Here is a 17,057-nt window from a genome sequence, read left to right as displayed (position 1 = left end):
AACCCGTCTTCTGAGCAAAAACCCGGTTTCTTGCCACCCGCGAGGAATCTGGGGAGGAAAAAGGCTACACATTTTTTGTTTAGTAGATTTATGTTAAAGGGAGATGAATGATTCGGTCTTGGTATTCGTTATCAAACGAACCATCAACAATCACAATCAATTCCTCAATATTTTGCCCAATACTTAAATCCTGATTCAAAACGAAAATCCCTGGAATATGACCACCTTGAGCCAGATGATCTACCAAATGTACCGGCATTGACTTGCGATTGTTTGTCACCAAAATAAAGTTACGATCCTCACACCAAACCAAAATCTCCGGATCGAGAGTGCTTTTTGGGGGTGTACCAATTTCGCCCACTGCCCAAACTACTAAATCAGGGCATTCTCGCCGAAGTTGTGTAGCATAAATGGGCGTAACATTCTCGTCCATTAAATATTTGAGCGCCATTTCTCAAGTATCCTGGATTGCAGTTTTACTTTCCCGTTCAGCCTTCAATTTTCGCAATCTTTCCGCAGCCGGATGCGGATTTGCTGCTTGCATTTTTCGCTGCTGATGCGACCATTCCAACCAATCTTGCAAATATCTACTTACTGATTCTTGATTTTGTAAATAATACAAAATAGTTGTGTAAACTTCTGCTAAAGTTAGAGATGGATAGAATTGCTGAATTTCTTCTGGGGTGCGTTCCCGATGCAAATATTCATACAGCACGGTCTCAATCCCGATACGATGTCCTTTAATCCGAATATCATCCGGTGCTAAGAAATTAAAATACTGATTCATTTCCATATCTAAAATCCCTCTTTTAGCTATCTACTATTCTACTATTCGGTTTGATGAGAAACTATAATGCGATCGATTTCTGCGCGGTGGCGATCGTAATAACGCCAAGCATTCTCTAAATCGCGATCGGATAAACCTGGATAATTCCGAAGTAATTCAGCCTCATCAGCCCCCTGTTGGTGAAGCGAAACCAGCGTCCAAACAGGAATGCGGGTGTTGCGAATTCGGGCATATCCTCCACACACTCCAGGCGTACTCTGAATCGCCCTAGCCCAGAGTTTTTCTTGAAACAGCAAACTCTCTTCAGGTGTCAGCGACTCAATGACTTGAATTAAGGAGTCAACCAACTGAATGTTCATAGCTGATAATTTACGCAATGTAGAATAGTGCGATCGCTCAAACTATCATAGCAAATTTCCCCCAACACCAAAGTCTCAAGCCCAGTGCACTTGCCAATCTCCGGCGGCAATTCCTCCAACTCCAAACTCGGCAAATCCAATTTTGTCTCGCCCTCATCCGTCGCTTTGTCGATTAACTGCATCAATAATAATACGATCGATTTCTTCCGAGTGGCGATCGTATGATTAAAACAACGGTTAAAAGATGAAAGCCAATGATGACCAGCCTGAATGTGGATACGGCACTGCTACAAGAGGCGATCGAACTACAACGAGAAAATTCGCTGGAAACCTTAGTTGAAATCGCCTTGCGCGAATACATTCAACGCCGCAAACAACCGCAGTATCTCGAACTTAGCTTTGGAGAATCTCTCGGTGCATTTCTGGAAAAATATCAAGTTCACGAATTGAGCTTAAATCCCGATCGAATTTGGGAAGATGTTCGCGCCGGAACAAAGCATTGACTTTAGTGCGGATAAAAGGACTTGAACCTTCACTCCTTTCGGAACCAGAACCTAAATCTGGCGCGTCTGCCAATTTCGCCATATCCGCATTTTGACACCGAACTAACATAGCACAGCACAAAGCCATGCGTCAAGATCCAGAAACCCGGTTATTTTTGGACACCGGGTTCAATCATGAGTTATGGCCACAGGAATTTCCGTATATTTGACTCGTCACTTAGTTTTGCCCGATCGCCTTCCAAGTGATTTCGTCAACCACGCCGTCAGCCGTCAAACCCTTATACTCCTGAAAGCTCTTGACAGCCGTAGCAGTGCGAGCGCCAAAAATCCCGTCGATCGGGCCCGGATCGTAACCCTGCATTTCCAAACGCACCTGTAGCGTCTTCACCTTAGAACCCGCCGCGCCTTTAGTCAGAGCAGTTGCAGGATTTGTCGGAACCGAAGCACTCTTCTGAACTCGATCGTCGCTTGGAAGTGCAGCATTGCTTTGCAAACTTTCAGGAGCTGACACCGGATCTGCTGCTAAAGCCGTCCAAGTTTGTTTATCCACAATACCGTCGGAATTCAAACGCTGAGACTTCTGAAAAGCACTCACAGCCGATTTGGTGCGAGAACCATAGGAACCGTCGATCGTCCCGATCGCAAAACCGTGAACTTGCAACCGCTGCTGTATGGCCGCAACTTCAGGCCCATCTGCTCCCGCCGAGATAGTTTTTTCCTTTCTCACAGGCTGCTGCTCCCCTGAATAAAAAGGCTTATTAAACATACCTCCTTGAGAATTTGCCTCCGGCTGTGTAGACGCACCAGGATCGGCGGGACTCACAAAGTCTCTGCGGTATTGTTCCTGCACAAAGGGTTTGGAGTCGAAGGCTGCATTTGCCTTTTTGGTCAACCCAGGAGCGAACAGAGCTAGCAAGCTAAAAATCGTAACAGTAGTTAAACGCATAAGTTTCATCCTGTTGGTAAAGTTTGACAAGGTTTCCCTGTTTTCATGTTTCTCAATCTCATTGTATTACCCGGATCGCTTTCTAAGAAATATCTTTCCAGGCCTTTAGAAATTAGGTAATGGGACAGCAGCAGTCAGAAGTTGCTAGTTGGAAGTTACGAATTGAAAGTAGGGGCCGTTTCGCGCTATTCCTTAGAAACCGGGTTTCTGAGGAGATGTTTCGTTACCAGAGTCAATATTTTCGTAGAAACTGGGTTTCTTAGCAATAGTCCTATGGTACAAAACCGACTCTCCTTCACAAATCTTTACTAGGGAGTTTTGTACAAAGTCGATCGCTCCGAGGTCAACTTTTTTCTCTCAACCGGCCCCTACAAATCCCAAATCGCCACTTATCGGTTCGCGTGTTCTGCCAATAAAGCCTTCGCTCTCGGCTTGTAAATTAGATCAAACAGCGCTTCTATGTAGCGGAGCATATCTTCGCGGTTTTCCTGAGACGAGTAGTTCCAGAAACCGTAAGTCTTGGCCAGAGTCAGCAGCCTGCTAGTATGAATTTTCCAGGTATAGGTGCTGTAAACTCGGTCAATTCCTCGCGTTGAAATTTCATACCAATAGTTAGGATTTTGTTCGCATTTCGATAAAAAATCGAGAATCTTTTGGGCAGTTTTCTGGTGGTTTGTCGGGTTGATATAAAACCCATTGACCCCATCTTGAATAATTTCCAGCAGGCCGCCAAACTGAGTCCCAAAAGTCGGAATACCGGTAATCATTGCTTCGAGAATTGTCAAGCCAAAAGCTTCAAATAAGGCTGGCTGAACAAATATACCTTGGCCGTCGGCAATTACCCGGTAGATTTCGCCGGACAGGCTTTTGGAAAGCCGCACTCCCCTGATTTGATTTTTTTTTATTTGACCTAAAAAATAGAGCGATACTATCTGAGTATCGCCCTATTTTTTGGGGCTGGTACTTTTTTTAATCTCATTGTAAAGTTTGCAATCAGAAATTACTATCCCTCAAATGACATAAAATTCCCCGTATTTGTGGCGAATGTAGCGGACAAAAGGATCGATAGTTAAAGGTGAACCGGTCACGCGATCGATCAATTCAACGGCAGTGTATTTGCGGCCGTGCTGGTAGATGTTTTGTTTGAGCCAGTCGTGGAGTAGAGTAAAGTTTCCCTGTTCTATTTGTACGGTAATTTCGGGATTGCTTTTGACTGCGGTTTCGTAGAATTGAGCGCTCATCAAGTTGCCGAGGGTGTAACCTTGGAACATTCCGCCGATCGTCCCGACGTACCAGTGAACATCCTGCATCGCACCATCGCTGTCGGTGGCGGGGACAACGCCGAGGTCTGTTTTATAACGTTCGTTCCAGGCTTCCGGGAGGTCTCGCACTGCTAGTTTGCCCTCTACCATTGCCAATTCTAGGTCAAAGCGGATGGCGACGTGGAGGTTGTAGGTTACTTCGTCGGCGTCGGTGCGGACGAGCGATCGCGATACTTTGTTAATTGCCCGGTAAAATGTGTCAGTGGATACCTGTCCCAACTGTCGCAAAAATACGCCTTGGAGTTGCGGGTAAAAACATTCCCAAAAACCGCGACTGCGCCCGACCAAATTTTCCCAAAGCCGCGACTGGCTTTCGTGCACGCCGGAGGAAATGCCGCCAGCCAGAAGCGTACCTTCAAATTCTGGGGAATTGCCGAGTTCGTAGAGGGCGTGTCCGGCTTCGTGGATGCTGCTGAACAAAGCTTGATCCAAGTGATCTTCGTAGACGCGGGTGGTGATTCGCACGTCGTCTATGGAGAAGTTGGTCATGAAGGGGTGGAGGGTGGTGTCTTGCCGTCCGCGCTGGAAATCATACCCCATCCGTTCTACGACTGTGCGGGTGAATTCTAGTTGCTGGGCTTCTGAGAAGTATTGATGCAAGCAGGAGTCGTCGGCGGCGGGTTGAGAGGCGATCGCTTCGACTATGGGGACTAATTCTTGACGCAGTTGGGCGAATAGGGGGCGCAGCAGGGATACTTTCATGCCGTAGTCGCTGCGATCGATCAAAGGATCGGCGATATGTTCGTATCCGGGGAAAAAGTCGGCGTATTGCCTGCTTAATTCTAGGGTTTTTTCGAGATAGGGTTCGACGGTTGCGAAGTTGTTGTCTGCTTTGGCCCTGGCCCAAGCTTCGTAGGAGTCGGCTTGGTGGCGGCAGAGTGCGGACATGAAGGCTGCGGGGACTCTGGCGGCGCGATCGTAGTCTCTGCGGGCGATGCGGATCAGGCTGGCTGGGATGGAGTCGTAGGGGAGGGCTTGTTCGTAGAAACGCAAGTCTTCTAGGAGTTCGCCTATTTTGGGGTCAGTAAATTTTTCGTGGGATATTTGTTTGAGAGTGGCCAACTGGCGGCCTCTGGCGGTTGCACCTTTGGCGGGCATATAAGTCGCCTGATCCCAATGCAGCAGCGACGAGGCTGATTCGATGTCAGTAACTTCTCTGAGGTGGGCTGCAAGTTGAGCAAATTTTGCTTGAGTTTTGTCTAGGGTTTGCATGATTGGCGTTGGAGGTACTGTTTTGCCTAAAAAGGTTACAGTGCGGCATTGGTATCCATCAATCATTGCTACCCTGAAATCAAGCTAAAAACCGCACTTCTTCCCGTATTGTACGCAATTTCGAGTCATTCTGGCAGAGTTCACGGTATTTCTTCGGATTGAGCTCGATCGCCCTTGATAGATTTTCGATCGCCTTGCTGGTGATGGTTGCTAAAGCTTCGGGGTTGTTTGTACCATCGCCTGCTGCTTTTTCTAGGAGGTAAATGCAAGCTTTTTGATAGTAAAGATTTGGGTCGTCGGGTTTGAGTGCGATGATTTTATCGTAGGACTCTCTGGCTTCGGTAAATCGTTGGATTTTTTTGAGGGCGACGGCGCGGTTGTACCAGGCTTCGGTGTTTTCTGGCTGCAACTCTACGGTTTTGTCCCAAGAGGCGATTGCTTCTTCAAACCGCTGTAAGTTGGCCAAGGCCAGGCCGCGGTTGTACCAGGTTTCGCTATCCTCTAGCTTGAGTGCGAGGGCTTTGTCCCAGGATGCAATGGCTGCTTCAAATTTTCCCATTTGGGCGATCGCGGTGCCGCGTTTGTTCCACACTTCGGGGGAATCTGGCCGCAGTTGCAGGGTTTTGTCGTAGGAGGCGACGGCTTCTGGGTAGAGTTTTTCGTCGGCTAGGGCGACGGCGCGGTTGTACCAGGCTTGATGCAAGTCTGGTTTTAGTTCTATTGCTTTGTCGTAGGAGGCGATCGCCGCTGTGTTTTGGCCGGAGGTTTTCAGGGCTAGCGCTCTATTGTACCAAGCTTCGGAGTAGTCTGCTTTGATGGCGATCGCTTTGTTGTAGGAGTCGATCGCTTCTGATAATTTTTCCAAATTTACCAGGGTGTTGCCGCGGTTCGTCCAAGCTTCGTGATAGTTTGGCTGGAGTTTGATCGCCTGTTCGTAGGAGGTGATGGCGTCTGAGAGTCTGTCGATCTTCCGCAAAATGTTGGCCCGGTTGTACCAGGCTTCTGGATTGTTTGGTTGAATTTTTAAAGATTGGTTGTAGGCCAATATGGCTTCGGGTAGCCGTCCCAATTTTCTGAGGGCTACGCCTTTGTTGTACCAGGCTTCGTAAAATTTTGGTTCGAGTTCGATCGCCTTTGACCACGATTCTAGCGCGGCTGACAAGCGTCCCATTGTTTCTAGGGCGTTACCGCGATCGTACAGTGTTTGAGCTTTTTGGGCGTTGACCGATCTGAATTTTTCCACGGAGTCGATCGGCTTTTCTATGCTGGCTAATTTTTGCAAGGGGTTTCACCTCATTATTTTTTGTAAAATTGTCGTTTTTTCTTTATATTGATTAAGTTTTCGCTGTCGATCGCAATTGATCGATCGCCTATATTTGGTTATTTATCGCAATTTTATAGTAACTCTGCAATTTTTTCAACTTTTTCTAATCTATACGCAAGTTTGTTGTTTCTAGGTATAGATTAATACTATTTTTTTTAAATAAATTGCGTAGAAGCGCAAAAAGGGCGATCGCACTCAGGTATCACAAACCTCACCCAAGATTTAAATGTCTTTTTCAGGGTCGAGAATCGAGCCAAAATTAGGCTTTATCGCTACTGTTTTAATCCATTCTGAGTCGTGGAAGGGCAAGCCATCAGCTAAAGTGTAGATATCTTCCGCTGAGTCTCTTAGGGAATCAAATGCTGGATTTGCGATCGTAGCTTTTAGCCATTCATGTTCTTGTAGTTTTGCTTTGTCAATTAGGGCTGCTTCTAGTGCTTCCAATCGCTTCAGGTCTGCATAAGTAATGATAGCAGCGATCGCCTTTCCTTCCTGTTCTATGACGATTCGTGCTCCAGTATCCTCGACATGGGCGATGAGTTCGGGAAATCTGTCATTGGTTACGGTTACATTTAGTTGAGTCATCTTTTACCTCGCTACTAATTCTTCTATCATATCGTGTCCGCTAGCTTCGGCTGAAGAGTATTTGTGATGCTGTAAGGGCGGGTTTCACCAACAATAATTGCCTCAAACCGACAATTTCATAAACCCGCCCGCACTTGGACGGCAAATCCCTATCCTTGAATCAAGGCTTGAAACCGAATATCCGATCGAATGCTGTCAAAATCCGAGTCAGTTTCGGCCATTTCTCGGTATGTGTCAGGATTCAGATTGATGGCTTGCTGCAAATTCTGAATCGCTCTATCGATCTGACTGTGCAACGCATAGCAGCAAGCTTTATTATAAAATGCTGCGTGATAATCTGGTTGGATTTCTAAGGCTTTGTCGTAGGAGGCGATCGCTTCTTCAAATCTTCCTAAATTATTCAGTGCAAGGCCCCGATTGCTCCAGGCTTCATGAAAATCTGGTTTGAATTCTAAGGCTTTGTCGAAGGAGGCGATCGCATCTTCTAGCCTGCCTAAATTACCCAGTGTAATGCCCCGATGAATCCAGGCTTCGTGTTTATCTGGTTTAATTCCTAATGCTTTGTCGTAGGAGGCGAGCGCCTCTTCAAGCCTGCCTAAATTACGCAGTTCAACACCCCGATTGTACCAGGCTTCGTGTTTATCTGGTTTAATTCCTAATGCTTTGTCGTAGGAGGCGAGCGCCTCTTCAAGCCTGCCCAAATCACCCAGTACAATGCCCCGATTGTACCAGGCTTCGTGATAATCTGGTTTGATTTCTAAGGCTTTGTCGTAGGAGGCGAGCGCCTCTTCAAGCCTGCCTAAATCATTCAGTGTGTAGCCCCGACTATACCAGGCTTGGTGATAATCTGGTTTGAATTCTAAGGCTTTGTCGTAGGAGGCGATCGCATCTTCTAGCCTGCCTAAATTACCCAGTGCATAGCCCCGATTGTTCCAGGCTGCGTGATAATCTGGTTTGAATTCTAAGGCTTTGTCGTAGGAGGCGATCGCATCTTCTAGCCTGCCTAAATTACCCAGTGCATAGCCCCGATTTATCCAGGCTTCGTGTTTATCGGGTTTGAATTCTAAGGCTTTGTCGAAGGAGGCGATCGCCTTTGCGTATTCTTCAGCATAGATATATAAATAACTTTGTTCTAAAAACAATTCAGCTTTTTGTTCAGGTGTTTGCCCATCCTCATCAATTAAACCTTGAATCCTCACCAATTCGAGTTTCCGTGCTTCGGTCAAAGCTAAATAATCTTCTTGATTCCATCTTTCCGAAGCAGGCTGCCTTTTTTCAGATTCTTGAGTCATAATTAGATAGTTTTTTGATAATTTTAAAGTCTTTGTTTGTTGGCTGTCTTAGTCCGCGCAGGCGGACTTCGTTTGAGGTGAAGCGATTTCAATCGCCAAACAATCCAGGGAATAACTAACACAACTAAGCTGACAATACCCGATCGGCAGTCAGCACTAATTCTGGAAAAGTGGGCGAAACAATTTGTTCGTCACCTCTAAACTGAGTACGCTGATATTTCCCTTGAGCATTTAGCGAAAACACAAATACCGTCGGAATTTTCGGATTTCCCAAATACTCTCTTTTGCCAATGGCTAAATAATCAATAATCCAGTATTCAGCAATGCCCAAGCGTTCGTATTCATCTAGCTTGTCAACATAATCATCTTCCCAATTAGTTGATACTACCTCCACAGCTAACTGAATCGGCGATTCGAGTGCGGTATAGGATTTGCGTTCGGCACGCCACAAAGTGCGATCGATAACACTGACATCAGGCACTCGTCCTTGCTCTATACCTTCTTTTGTGGTAGTTTGGATCGTGATGCCTCGTTTTACTACATAGTTGAGTTTTAGCCGATCGCACTCTTGATAAAACTGTCTATCTGCAAATTCAGCAACATCATCGTGATTTCTGGTAGTTGCCATTTTGACAATTTCTCCGTTCACCAATTCATAAACACCATCTTCCGGGCAAATTGTAATAAATTCGTTAAATTTTAATTTTTGTTTCGTGATTGCAATCATTTTTTTAAATTATCCCTAAAATTGGAGGCAGAGCCTCTGGATCTGCGTTACCAGGCAGAGCCTGGTAACAAGTAGTTTCTTAGTCTCGCGTTGCGCTGACTTTGTTTGTTTAGACGCGATTTCAATCGCCGAATAATTGATTTTTAGGCTTGATACTTTTTCAGAATAGCAACTTTTTCGGGGTAGATGTCGATCGCCATTTTGTCATCATATCGAGTCGCGAGCGATCGCCTCACCTCGCCCAAAAACAGCGGCTGCGACAGCCCCGGCTCTGGATGTACGATCGTCCGAACGCGGATAGTCATGTAGTCTCTTCCGCGTCCAGAACGCCCTGGAGAGTACAAATCCGCCGCCGCTTGCTGCATCGTTGCTTCTAACTCCGATTCAGTAATCGAAGGCGGCACCGTAACAACTGTTTGAGCGCCGCCAGTATCGTAAACTAAAGAATAGCGCACCGCGCCGGGAATTTCCGTGCGCGCAAACAGTCCCAAACCAAGACCAAATATACTCGCAGCAATTACGGCCATAAAGCTAGTCACTCCGACCAAACGGAAGCGAAAACCCCATTTGAATATAAATGCTACGATCGTTAAAACAAACAAAGCCGCTGTCAGAATTCCTGCCCATTGGGCATACATTAATAGGTTAGAATTTACGTTCATTTGAGAATTATCTAATTGTTGACTGTTGACTGTTGACTGTTGACTGTTGGCAGTTGAGTGTTGACTGTTGACTGTTGACTGTTATTTGTTAGTTGTTATTGGGAATTGAGAAGTGGGCTCTAGCGTTGTGGAGGGATTGGGAATTCGTAGCAAGTAACCAATAACCAATAACCAATAACCAATAACCAATAACCAATGACCAATGACCAATGACCAATGACTAATGACTAATGACCAATTAAGCCTTTCGGCCCACAAGCAAATAAGTCATCATATCGCCTTTACCCTTCACTGGAATCACGCCGCGCTCTTGGAAAACGTACTTGTCCTGCAGGCGTTCGTAGGTAGCAACTGTCACCTGAATGCCGCCCGGTACCCCTTGAGATTCCATCCGCGAAGCTGTATTTACCGTGTCTCCCCACAAATCATAAGTAAATTTTTTAGTACCGATTACCCCAGCTTCCACCGGGCCCGTGTTGATGCCGATGCGGATGCTGAGCGGCTGACCTCCCTTGGTTTGCATCTTAGCGATGGCTGCTTGAATGTCGATCGCCATTTCGGCAATGCTTTCGGCGTGGTTGTCGCTCGGTTTAGGCAAACCGCCAACCACCATATAAGCATCCCCGATCGTCTTAATTTTCTCAAGCCCGTAGCGATCGGCCAACTCGTCAAAAGCTGAAAAAATCTCGTTGAGCAACTCTACCAACTGGGCCGGCGACAAATGAGCCGAAAGCTTCGTAAAACCGACCAAATCGGCAAACATGACTGTTACCTCAGCAAAACTGTCGGCGATCGTGCTTTCCCCTTCTTTGAGGCGCTGGGCGATCGGAGCTGGTAAAATATTTAACAGCAAACGTTCCGACTTTTCCTTTTCCTGTGCCAACTCCCGCAAATAAGTTTGCTCCTTATCGCGCAGCCGCTTCTTTTCCAGACAAGCACTAATCCGAGCCTTGAGCAATACCGGATTGAAAGGTTTAGAAAGATAATCCTCCGCCCCCAACTCAATACAGCGCACAATACTGTCGATATCGTCCACCGCCGAAATCATAATCACCGGGATGTGGCGCAAATTCTCGTCAGCCTTGAGATTTTCCAGCACCTGATAGCCGTTCATTTGCGGCATCATAATGTCTAGCAAAACTAAATCAAAAGGCTCGCTACGCATCATTTCCAGAGCTTGGAGACCATCCTCAGCAACAGTCACTGCGTGGCCTTGACGCTGAAGTCGGCGAGCCAGCAAATCGCGGTTCACCTCATTGTCGTCAACAACCAGTACATTGCCCTCATCACCTTTCATTTCATGGCCTCTTTCAGAAGCGTTTCAATCTTGCTCAAGAGTCGGGGAAACTCCACTGGTTTGGTGTCGTAGTCGTCGCAGCCGGCCGCGAGACACTTTTCACGATCGCCCGCCATGGCGTGAGCCGTCAGCGCAATCACCGGAATTGTCTGAGTTTCTGGGGCCGCCTTAATTTGCTGGGTTGCTTGCCACCCGTCGAGCACTGGCAGACTCATATCCATTAGAATCAAATCCGGTACTTTCGCCATCGCCATCGACACTCCCTCGGCACCGTCCACAGCAATAAAGACCTCGTGTCCCTTGCGGGCCAGACGCCTAGACAGCATATCTCTATTCATTTCGTTGTCTTCGACCAACAGGATTTTAGCCATTGGTGTTCTCCTTGCCTTTCGAGTCGTACCTGCGATCGAGCCTTTCATTTACTATAGAGCGAACATCGCGCAGCAAAGTATCGCAACTGTAGACTCCCTTTTGTAAAACCCGATCGACATAGCCGTTTAGCTGCTCCCTTTCGGCGGTAGTCAGGTCTTTAGCAGTAATAACGACGATCGGTATAGGATCTTCAGAATGCGACTTGCGAAGTTCGGCGATCAATTCAAAACCATCCATTTCTGGCAGCATCAAATCCAGCAAAATCAGGTGCGGGCGAGCAAGTTCTAGCTGTTCGAGAGCCGCCTGTCCGCTGTCAGCTTCCGCCACGGCCCAACCTTGTTTTTCTAGTATGCGCCGCAGTATGTTGCGAGTGGCACCGTCATCTTCCACAATCAATATCTGACAGGGCAAACTTTTAGCCACAACGCCGTCTCGATCGCGTCGGTACTTATTCAACAAAGCAGCCAGCCGTTTGCCGTCCACCGGTTTGGTGAGGTAGTCCGAAGCGCCCAACGCAAAGCCGAGGCTTTTGTTGCCCACAAAGGATAGCAGGATTACGGGAATCTCGGCAAGCTCTGGATCTGCCTTCAGCGCCGAAAGCACCGCCCAGCCGTCCATTCCCGGCATCATCACATCCAGGGTAATCGCATCTGGCCGCAGTTTCTCGGCCAGCCTGAGAGCTTCCTCGCCACCGCCGGCGACTTCTATGTGCAGTCCTTGGCGGGCCAGGGCGCGCTGGATCAAATCCTGGGAGATGGGGTCATCGTCAACTACCAGCACCGTGCCGACAGCGGGTGCGTCCTCCGTTTTAGTGCTGTCGCGGGTTGGGCTGGGAACGGACGGCTGTTGGATGGCGCTGGGCAAAAGTACGGTGAAAGTGGTGCCTGCGCCCAAGGTGCTGCAGGCCTCAATGCTGCCGCCCATCATCTGACAGAAGCGCTGGCTGATAGCTAGCCCCAAACCCGTGCCGCCGTACTTGCGGGTAGTTGAGGCATCTGCTTGGGTGAAAGGTTGGAAAACTCGCTGCAATTGGTCTGTTGTCATGCCGATGCCGGTGTCGGTGACGCGGAAACTGATAAATTCGGAGTTGGCAATTAAAATTTGGGAAGATTCCTCTTGATTTTGCATTCTTAATTGTTCATTTTTAATGCTTTCGACTGCGATCGCAATTTTCCCATTTTTAGTAAACTTGGCAGCGTTGCTCAGCAGGTTCAGCAGCACCTGCCGGACTTTGGTCATGTCGGCGTGCATCGTGTGGAGATTGTCGCGACAGTACACTTCTAGGATGTTGCCATTTTTCTCGATTAGCGGCTTGGCCGTGGCGACAGCGCTTTCAATTAAGGTATGGATGTCGAAGGTTTCTAAGTAGAGATCCATTCGACCTGCTTCTATTTTCGATATATCTAGGATGTCGTCGATCAGGGAAAGCAGGTGTTTGCCGGCGCTGCGGATTTTTTCGAGGTCAGAGACGGATTCGCCGGCACCCAATTCTTCGGCTTCTTCCTTGAGCATTTCGCTGTAGCCGATGATGGCATTGAGGGGCGTTCGCAGTTCGTGGCTCATGTTGGCGAGAAATGTGCTTTTTGCCCGGTTTGCCGATTCTGCTGCTTCTAGGGCCGACTGCATGGCGGATTCTGCCTGTTTGCGATCGGTAATGTCTTCGACTGTGCCTTCGTAGTACAAAACCTGGCCGCTTTCGTCGCAGATGCTGCGGGCGTTTTCCGAAATCCAGATTGTGGTGCCGTCTCGGCGGTATATTTGCGATTCAAATTTTGAGACTTGGCGGCCGGAGTTCAATTGCGCCATAAATTCGGCGCGCTGGTTGGGGTTTAGGTAAATGTGGCGGTTGAGGTTTGCGAGTTCGGCGAACATTTGCTCAACTGTTTCGTAGCCGTAAATCTCGGCTAGTGCGGGGTTTGCCTTGAGGAATCGCCCCTGGGGGGTGGTTTGAAATATGCCTTCGACTGCGTTTTCAAAGATGCTGCGGTAGCTTGATTTCTCTTGCTGCAAGGCTAGTTCTGCCCGCTGGCGTTCTAGGGCATTGGCGAGCATTTCCCCTACCATTTTTAGAGGAGTTAATATTTCGGTCGATCGACCTGTTGCGGGTTGGAAGCTCTCGAATCCGAGAAATCCTATTAGGTTTTCACTACAAGTTAGGGGAATAATTATCAGGGATTGTAGATTTTTTTGAGGTGTATTTAATTGTGTTTCTGGGGAATGTCCGATCGCATTTGTTGAGGAGGTTGCTACTTTTTCGGTTGTTTGGGATGGGAACTCGGTCAGGATTTCTGGTAAATTCTTGCCTTGAAAGTAGGCAATTTCAGTCTGAACGGGGGGAGGGAGGGAGTCGATTTCTGTGATGTGGAGGTCTTCGGCGCGATCGAGCTTTTGGGCAATCCAAGGAATTCTGGCGATGTCTATTTGTTGGCGGCTGCTGTCTTCTTCTATTTCCAAAATGCCGTCGCTACACCACTCGTAGGTTTTTTCGGCGCTGGTTTGGTCTGCTGATAACAGGTAGATGTAACTGCGGTCAAATCCGGTGAATCGGGCGATTGCTTCGAGAGTGCGATCGATAAATTTACCAGTTTCCGAGCTTGGCTGGCTGATGAAATTGATTGACAAACTGGCAATCAACTGATTTAATTCTACTCGATGCTGCAAAGAGCGTTCTACTTTTTGGCGATCGGTAACGTCTCGAAAGCTCCAGACTCTGCCGGCTGTGTTTGCTCCGACTTTTGAGGGTAGCGAATTTAATTCGAGGATTTTTCCGTCTTTAAGTTCTAATAATTGGCTGATTTGAGCCTCTGGATTTGCCGACAGTTCTATGAGATTTTGAAGAATATTTGGGGATTTTTTTAATTGGCGTGCTGCGAAGGTAAACCATGTTGCGACAGAGCTTTTGACCTTACCTAGCGCCGACTGGCTCAACTTTCCTGCTGCTTGAGACAAGCCCCACATTTCGATAATTTTATGATTAAAATTGCATATATTGCCGTTGCTGTCAACGGCGAGAATTCCGGCATCTGTAGATTCTATAACTGCTTGCAGCATCGAGAGCGATCGCCTGTGTTCTGTCATGTCAAAAAACACCAATACTGATATTTCGCTCCCGTCCATTCCGGGATTGAAAAAATAGGAAACTGGTAATTTTTTGCCGTCGCTGCACAGAAATTCGTCGTCCCAATTACTACAAGGTTGACGTTGGGCGATCGCCTGTTGTAAAGATAGTGTAGGTGCGATCGGTTCATGTTCGCTTTTGCTTGCTGACTGTTTCCCGGCCGTCAAAACTTGGGGTTTTTGGCCCTTGTTTTGGTTGCTGTTGATGCGAGACAGCAGGGAAACACGCCTAAGTTCTGACTCCCGCCACCCCAGCAAGCGTTCGGCTTCGGGATTCCAGGAGAGGAAAAACCCGTTTCGATCGAGGATACACAATCCCGCGCCCAAACTGTTGAAAGTCGATCGCAGCCGATCGAATTCTGAAGCTGTTGGAGAATCTGGGGGGGACTGGGGCGAGGGGGACGCATCCTGCAAAGCCACCTGTTCTTGCTGACTCTGAGTTTCGTCATAGCTACAACTTACCTGCTCTAAAAATAGCTGCCACTGCTGTGCGTTGGGAGGGGACTCGCCGGCTAAACCGAGTTGTTCGAGTTGGCGCTGGAGGTGGGGATGCATAATTTCTGGCGCTTTGTAGCAATTTTTTATAGTATATCTTTTTAATTATTGACACTCCCCGCGCTAAAGCGACGGGGATTCTTAAAAAACTACCAAACGGCAATTCTTAAGGGCGCTGTCAAGGCACCTCTACCAACTCCACTAAGGTCAAGACCTAGCATTGTTGCTACTTTTCGTATGATGTTGCCCGCTGCGTTACAGTCTGCATTAATGTACCAATTTTGTAAATTAGTTCGATACAGTCCACGCTTAATTCCTCTACCAGACTCTTTCCACCCATCGGGTTTTGCACCGATTGCAGGCAGGAAGTCACTGTCAACAAATGAAGCTTTTGATGTGTAGCTTTCCTCTGTTTCGATGAATCTAATTCCATATTTTTCGCAGAGCTGAGAGATTCTAGTTTTCAATCTACCAGTAGGAATTTGTACGAATTTTTGATTAGTTTTTAATCCCATATTTACGCTATTTTTCTGACCCTTATTCCAACCAAAAACAACAGTACCAATTTGGTTTTCTAGGCAGTGATTAATAACTATTTTAGCCGCCTTATTTACCGCATCACGCATTTGACGATTGCGTTTTTCGGTTAAACGTGCCAACTGATGCGACCAAAATCCGTTAGGCTTTCCATCCATCAACGCAGCTACTCGCTTGTTGTACCACTGATTTAAAGACTTCAAATGTTTTCCGTCAACAATAAAACTTGTGTTTGCATTGCTGATACAGGTTAGCCAATTATCAATACCGCGATCGATACCTAAAACTTTTTGATCGTCAGTATTGACTTGAATGCTGACCAACTTGTAGACAAATTCGGCATAAAAACAGCCATTTCTAGGAAGAATTCTCACTTCTCGGATGTCGGTATAATCCAGATTAGAAGGCATTTGAATTTGAAAGTTCTTCAATCCGAACCAAGCCTTGACTTTTTGTCCAAGAGGGATAGAAATTCGACCATCAATCAACTTTTTGCCAAGCGCCTGTTTCGGGTAGGCAATTAAGTGAAGCCCGCCAGGAGTACGGTAATTTGGGAATTTCGGTCTAGATTCAAGCTTTCCTTCGCGAAACAATTTCATCAATCCTTTGAAAGATTTTACCGACTCACCGACAGCACCACAAGTCTGTTGAGCCGCTTGAGCGCATAAAGCTCCGTAATGAGGATTGCGTTTTAACTCGTTGATTATGTCAAACGGGCGGACAAAAATATGACACTTAAAGTATATTTGACGAACGTAGTAAACAGCACAGTTGTGTAGTTTGTTTGACTCTTGGCAAATATATTCTAGAACTGCTTTTAACTTTTTGTCAGGCTTAATCAAGACTTGTTGACATCCAAACACAAAATTCTTTTTGTTGATGTAATATGTGGATCATACACCCATTGTTAAAGGAGTCAATAGTCTTAGGGCGAGTTTGTCAAAAAAAGATTTAGAGTATTGGCACGAGAGCAACGCTGTCTCGCCGATCAATATTCACTTTGTTTTTATCCCAAAACGCCGTAAAGCCGTTCTGGTCGGCAAAATTGCAGAACGGCTGCAAGAAATTATTTTTGAGGTAGTCACCGAAAACAGGTGGAAAGTTATTGCTTTAGAGATCGTGCCGGATCGTGTCCATTGATTGCTTAACATTAAGCCAACAGACTCCGCCAGTTTCATCATGCAAAGAGTTAAGGGTAGGGCATCCAGTTATTTGAGGAAAGAGTTTCCCGAATTGCTGAAATTGCCTACTTTGTGGACTCCTAGTTATTTTGTTGGCAGTGTCGGGAACCTGTCCACTGAAACCGTCAGCAAATATATAGAAGAACAAAGAAACAAATAATATAAAATACTGGCAGCCTTAAGGCTGTAACTGCGTTTCATCCCCGGCTTATTGACCGGGGTTCTCACGCGACGCGCTATAGCGATTATCAAAAAAGTGAGGTATGCCCCATGCCCTATGCCCTATGCCCTATGCCCTATGCCCTATGCCCACGGAGGCCTATACCCTATGCCCTATGC

17 protein-coding genes, 1 tRNA gene and 1 pseudogene are annotated in these 17,057 nt (G+C 46.9%); 2 read left to right on the top strand and 17 right to left on the bottom strand.

All coding sequences use genetic code 11. The annotated features are described in order from the left end of the window. Positions 1–88: 88 nt before the first annotated feature. From IQ263_RS01425 to IQ263_RS01410, 4 genes are read right to left on the bottom strand one after another with little or no spacing between them, the layout of a single operon-like run. Positions 89–451: a DUF5615 family PIN-like protein gene (locus tag IQ263_RS01425; RefSeq protein WP_194065826.1), complete on the bottom strand. Its 363-nt coding sequence runs from the start codon at positions 449–451 to the stop codon at positions 89–91. A gap of 3 nt (positions 452–454) precedes the next feature. Further along, complete coding sequence (locus IQ263_RS01420; protein WP_194065825.1) at positions 455–793, bottom strand: DUF433 domain-containing protein; 339 nt, start codon at positions 791–793, stop codon at positions 455–457. 35 nt (positions 794–828) lie between these two features. Further along, positions 829–1,146: a DUF433 domain-containing protein gene (locus IQ263_RS01415; protein WP_194065824.1), complete on the bottom strand. Its 318-nt coding sequence runs from the start codon at positions 1,144–1,146 to the stop codon at positions 829–831. Then, positions 1,143–1,328 (bottom strand): hypothetical protein, encoded by a 186-nt coding sequence (locus tag IQ263_RS01410; protein ID WP_194008509.1) that lies wholly within the window; start codon positions 1,326–1,328, stop codon positions 1,143–1,145. Before IQ263_RS01410 ends, IQ263_RS01415 begins: the two co-directional genes overlap by 4 nt. A 72-nt stretch (positions 1,329–1,400) precedes the next feature. Between IQ263_RS01410 and IQ263_RS01405 the strand changes: the two genes are divergently transcribed. Beyond that, on the top strand, positions 1,401–1,649 hold the full coding sequence (locus IQ263_RS01405) for a type II toxin-antitoxin system VapB family antitoxin (protein WP_194008510.1): 249 nt from the start codon (positions 1,401–1,403) through the stop codon (positions 1,647–1,649). 6 nt (positions 1,650–1,655) lie between these two features. On the opposite strand, the gene IQ263_RS01400 is transcribed toward IQ263_RS01405, so the two are convergent. The 13 genes from IQ263_RS01400 to IQ263_RS01340 all read right to left on the bottom strand — a co-directional run bounded on the left by IQ263_RS01400 (position 1,656) and on the right by IQ263_RS01340 (position 16,400). Continuing rightward, positions 1,656–1,737: transfer RNA gene (locus IQ263_RS01400), tRNA-Leu, on the bottom strand. 129 nt (positions 1,738–1,866) lie between these two features. Then, positions 1,867–2,595, bottom strand: a complete 729-nt coding sequence (locus IQ263_RS01395; protein WP_194065823.1) for a peptidoglycan-binding domain-containing protein — start codon at positions 2,593–2,595, stop codon at positions 1,867–1,869. A 389-nt stretch (positions 2,596–2,984) separates the two neighbouring features. Then, positions 2,985–3,476 (bottom strand): glycosyltransferase, encoded by a 492-nt coding sequence (locus IQ263_RS01390; RefSeq protein WP_445286310.1) that lies wholly within the window; start codon positions 3,474–3,476, stop codon positions 2,985–2,987. 129 nt (positions 3,477–3,605) lie between these two features. Then, positions 3,606–5,129, bottom strand: coding sequence for a carboxypeptidase M32 (locus tag IQ263_RS01385; protein WP_194065889.1), 1,524 nt, complete (start codon positions 5,127–5,129; stop codon positions 3,606–3,608). Positions 5,130–5,208: 79 nt separating this feature from the next. Continuing rightward, positions 5,209–6,411 carry a tetratricopeptide repeat protein gene (locus IQ263_RS01380; RefSeq protein ID WP_194065821.1) on the bottom strand — a complete coding sequence of 401 codons (1,203 nt, stop codon included), beginning with the start codon at positions 6,409–6,411 and terminating at the stop codon, positions 5,209–5,211. Positions 6,412–6,675: 264 nt separating this feature from the next. After that, positions 6,676–7,038 carry a type II toxin-antitoxin system prevent-host-death family antitoxin gene (locus tag IQ263_RS01375; RefSeq protein ID WP_194065820.1) on the bottom strand — a complete coding sequence of 121 codons (363 nt, stop codon included), beginning with the start codon at positions 7,036–7,038 and terminating at the stop codon, positions 6,676–6,678. Between the two features lie 149 nt (positions 7,039–7,187). Continuing rightward, positions 7,188–8,330 carry a tetratricopeptide repeat protein gene (locus IQ263_RS01370; RefSeq protein ID WP_194065819.1) on the bottom strand — a complete coding sequence of 381 codons (1,143 nt, stop codon included), beginning with the start codon at positions 8,328–8,330 and terminating at the stop codon, positions 7,188–7,190. A 124-nt stretch (positions 8,331–8,454) separates the two neighbouring features. Further along, positions 8,455–9,057, bottom strand: coding sequence for a Uma2 family endonuclease (locus IQ263_RS01365; RefSeq protein ID WP_194065818.1), 603 nt, complete (start codon positions 9,055–9,057; stop codon positions 8,455–8,457). A gap of 143 nt (positions 9,058–9,200) precedes the next feature. Beyond that, positions 9,201–9,719 (bottom strand): Ycf51 family protein, encoded by a 519-nt coding sequence (locus tag IQ263_RS01360; protein ID WP_194065817.1) that lies wholly within the window; start codon positions 9,717–9,719, stop codon positions 9,201–9,203. Between the two features lie 238 nt (positions 9,720–9,957). Beyond that, positions 9,958–11,016 (bottom strand): adenylate/guanylate cyclase domain-containing protein, encoded by a 1,059-nt coding sequence (locus IQ263_RS01355; protein WP_194065816.1) that lies wholly within the window; start codon positions 11,014–11,016, stop codon positions 9,958–9,960. After that, positions 11,013–11,387: a response regulator gene (locus IQ263_RS01350; protein ID WP_194065814.1), complete on the bottom strand. Its 375-nt coding sequence runs from the start codon at positions 11,385–11,387 to the stop codon at positions 11,013–11,015. Before IQ263_RS01350 ends, IQ263_RS01355 begins: the two co-directional genes overlap by 4 nt. Beyond that, entirely contained in the window at positions 11,380–15,060 is a 3,681-nt protein-coding gene (locus IQ263_RS01345; protein ID WP_194065813.1) for a response regulator, read from the bottom strand. Before IQ263_RS01345 ends, IQ263_RS01350 begins: the two co-directional genes overlap by 8 nt. An 89-nt stretch (positions 15,061–15,149) precedes the next feature. Beyond that, the gene (locus tag IQ263_RS01340; RefSeq protein ID WP_194065812.1) at positions 15,150–16,400 is read right to left on the bottom strand and encodes an RNA-guided endonuclease InsQ/TnpB family protein; all 1,251 of its coding nucleotides are present in this window, start codon (positions 16,398–16,400) and stop codon (positions 15,150–15,152) included. Between the two features lie 124 nt (positions 16,401–16,524). On the opposite strand from IQ263_RS01340, the pseudogene tnpA reads away from it, so the two are divergent. After that, positions 16,525–16,878: pseudogene (tnpA, locus tag IQ263_RS01335) on the top strand (IS200/IS605 family transposase). The last annotated feature ends 179 nt before the right edge of the window (positions 16,879–17,057 follow it).

This window comes from Tychonema sp. LEGE 06208, from assembly GCF_015207505.1.
Classification (GTDB): Bacteria; Cyanobacteriota; Cyanobacteriia; order Cyanobacteriales; family Microcoleaceae; genus Microcoleus.
The sequence above is the reverse complement of the archived record's forward strand: the minus strand, read 5'-3'. Positions and strand labels throughout refer to the sequence as shown.